3 protein-coding genes are annotated in these 3,368 nt (G+C 55.8%); all 3 read left to right on the top strand.

From position 1 onward, the window contains the following. The coding region (gene repA / locus ACODTY_RS23560) for a plasmid partitioning protein RepA (protein WP_488996603.1) at window positions 1-897 on the top strand (897 nt) is incomplete at its 5' end. 58 nt (window positions 898-955) lie between these two features. Next, entirely contained in the window at window positions 956-1,924 is a 969-nt protein-coding gene (gene repB / locus ACODTY_RS23555) for a plasmid partitioning protein RepB (protein ID WP_488996602.1), read from the top strand. Window positions 1,925-2,092: 168 nt separating this feature from the next. Further along, window positions 2,093-3,301, top strand: a complete 1,209-nt coding sequence (gene repC / locus ACODTY_RS23550; protein WP_488996601.1) for a plasmid replication protein RepC — start codon at window positions 2,093-2,095, stop codon at window positions 3,299-3,301. Window positions 3,302-3,368 lie beyond the last annotated feature (67 nt).

Here is a 3,368-nt window from a genome sequence, read left to right as displayed (position 1 = left end):
ATGTATGTCCCTCATCGACGTGGAGGTGAGAAACTTCAGGTCGTGGCTGTGGTAAACTTCAAGGGCGGATCTGGAAAGACAACTACTGCAGCCCATCTTGCGCAGCATTTAGCTCTGACTGGACATCGAGTGCTGGCTCTCGACCTCGATCCGCAGGCCTCTCTTTCGTCGCTACATGGCTTTCAGCCAGAACTTGACCAAGTCAAATCGATCTATGACGCGATCCGATACGATGGGGAGAAAGTCCCGATCTCGGAGGTTATCCAGAGGACGAATTTCCCTGGCCTCGACATCGTTCCGGCCAACCTGGAATTGCAGGAGTTCGAGTACGACACTCCGCTTGCAATGTCGGACAAAAGCTCGAACGAGGGGAAGGCGTTCTTCACCCGTATCTCTAACGCCTTGGCAGAGGTCGATGAGCAGTACGACGTTGTCATTGTCGATTGTCCGCCACAACTTGGTTACTTGACGATCACTGCACTGACGTCCGCGACATCGGTTCTGATTACGATTCATCCGCAGATGTTGGATGTAATGTCGATGGGTCAGTTCCTGCTCATGCTCGGCGGTATCTTGGAACCTATCAGGAGCGCTGGAGCAGCCGTGAATCTTCAATGGTATCGCTATCTGATTACGCGGTACGAGCCGACAGACCAGCCTCAAGCCCAGATGGTCGCGTTCTTGCAAACGCTATTTGGTGAATTCGTGCTCAAGAACCAGATGCTAAAATCTACCGCGGTGTCTGACGCAGGAATTACGAAACAGACACTCTATGAAGTGGAGAAAAGCGCAATGACGCGGTCAACATATGATCGAGCTATGGAAGCTCTGGAAGATGTGAATGGCGAAATCGTAGGGCTTATCCATGAAGCATGGGGGCGCCAGCTTGTCCGCTGACAAAATCGAGCTTTTTGCATGTCAGATCAATGCGCTGAACGGATTGGGGATCGGGTAGATGGCTCGTAAGAACCTACTGTCTGGCCTCGTAGGGATAGATGACAATATCTCAGAAGGCTCCGCGCCCGCATACCCGATGCGAGGCGCATCCAAGTCGATGATCCGGTCCGTCAATGACTTAGCCAGGCAAGCCGACGCCTATCTGGAAGGCGAGCAAATTGTTGATCTCGATCCGGCAGTGATCGATGCGTCCTTCGTGGCAGATCGTATCGAGGACGACCGAGAACAATATCTTGAACTGCTTGAGGCAATACGGGAGAACGGTCAGAATTCACCGATCCTTGTGCGCCCGCATCCAAGGGCAGACGGTCGCTATATGATCGTGTTTGGGCACCGCCGGTTTCGAGTTGCCAAACAGCTCGGCCGAAAGGTGAGGGCGGTCGTTAAAGCCATCGACGATACCGCCCATGTTATCGCTCAGGGGCAGGAAAACTCTGCCAGAGCGAATTTGAGTTTCATTGAGAAAGCTACCTTCGCCAAGAGTCTTGAGGAACTGGGATACGGCCGCGATGTCATTTGCTCGGCCTTGGCATCCAATGAAGCTGCCGTGTCAAAAATGATTTCTGTTGCCATCCGAATTCCGGTTGCCGTTATTCAGGCAATTGGCTCCGCGCCCGAAGTTGGCCGTGAGCGTTGGGTAGCCCTGTCTCTTCTCGTCAGTAAGAAATCCAACGTAGTTAACGACATTGTTTCGGCCTCCGAATTTAGCAAACTTGAGAGCACCGAACGGTTTGAGCGCCTCTTTGCTGCCGTGAACACGAGTGGAATGGCAGTCCGTAAGGCAGTGATAAAGTCTGACGACAAAGCATGGGTGCCCGCCGACAAGTCGGTTAGCGTGACTGTCAAAAAAATAGCGAAGAAAGCCACCGTCACTCTCGGGAGTAGCGACGGCCTTCGCTTTGCTGATTTCATCATTGGACAACTTGATGACCTCTATGAGGCCTTCCGGAAGTCCGCGAAGGAGTAGCAGGAGAGTAAAAACCCGCAAAAGAAAAAGGCCCCCGAACGTCTCCGCGCGGAAGCCCTTCTCAGTCGTGTAGCAACTCTGAGAATCGCAAATTCGCGAATCACTGTCAAGAGTCTTGGCGTCGTTTTGGCGAGCAAGTTTCTTTTGCCTCAATGAAGGTGAAGGAACATGGAGAGGGAAATTGCAACGACTCCCTTCGGGAGTCGGGCGATGTCGATTGCGCTTTTGGCAGCGCGTCACGAGGCGGCGGAGATACCTGAGGGCAAGGCCGCCGACAAATGGCAGGTCTATCGCGACCTGTGCGAGGGCAAGGCGATCATCGGCGTCGGCGACCGCGCGCTGGCGGTGCTGGCAGGGCTTTTATCGTTCTATCCGGATGACGAACTGTCGGCGGAAAACGGGCTGATCGTGTTCCCGTCGAACCGGCAACTCGCGCTCCGGGCGCACGGCATGGCGGATGCCACGCTGCGTCGGCACCTGGCTGTGCTGCTCGAGTGCGGCATCATCCTGCGCAGGGACAGCCCGAACGGCAAGCGCTATGCCCGCAAGGGCAGGGGAGGGGAACTGGAGGACGCCTTCGGCTTCTCGCTGGCGCCGCTCTTAGCTCGCACCGATGAATTCCACGCCGCGGCTGAACGGGTGCGTGCGGAGAACCGTGCGCTGAGGCTGATACGCGAGCGCATCACGCTGCAACGCCGCGATATAGGCAAACTGATCGAGACGGCGATCGAGGAAAGCGCTCCGGGTGCCTGGGCAAGCCTGTGGCGGCGGTTCAGGGCCGTCGTGGAGCGCCTTCCGCGCAAGGCGATGCTCTCTGAATTGGAGCCATTCGCGACGGAACTCGATGCTATTCGCGATGAAGTCGATATCTCACTGGAAAGGCTCATTAATGTTCAGAATCGGAGCGCCAATGAGTCTCAAAATGAGCGGCAGCAATCTGATTCAAACCCCGACTCTATTTTTGAATTTGAACCAGCTTTCGAGAAAGCCAGGGCCGCCGCCGAGCCACAACCCCGACGGGAAGAGCAGCCTAGGACCTATCCGCTGGGACTTGTGCTGAAAGCTTGCCCCGACATCGCCGACTATGCCGTCGACGGTATCCACAGCTGGCGCGATTTGATGGTGACCGCAGCGCAGGTGAGGGGCTATCTGGGTGTTTCGCCTTCGGCATATGAGGAGGCCTGTCATGTCATGGGTCAGGAGACGGCGCCGATCGTCGTCGCCTGCATCCTGCAGCGCGCCCAGCACATCAATTCAGCTGGAGGGTATTTGCGTGTGCTCACCGAAAAGGCGAGGGCAGGGCAGTTTTCAGTCGGACCGATGCTGATGGCGGCACTCAAGGCGAACAGCTCGTTACCTGACACGAAAGCTGGCTAGGTTGACCACCAAACTGAAGAGACGGTGATGGCTCATACAATTTTGAACGGCCGGCCTATACCTGCGC

The organism is Mesorhizobium sp. FG116 (genome assembly GCF_057809835.1).
Note: the sequence above shows the minus strand (reverse complement) of the source record. Positions and strands in the feature narration are given on the sequence as shown.

Bases quoted from the DNA above. Each gene is read 5' to 3' on its own strand.
- repB (WP_488996602.1), top strand. From the start codon at position 956: ATGGCTCGTAAGAACCTACTGTCTGGCCTCGTAGGGATAGATGACAAT.
- repC (WP_488996601.1), top strand. From the start codon at position 2,093: ATGGAGAGGGAAATTGCAACGACTCCCTTCGGGAGTCGGGCGATGTCG.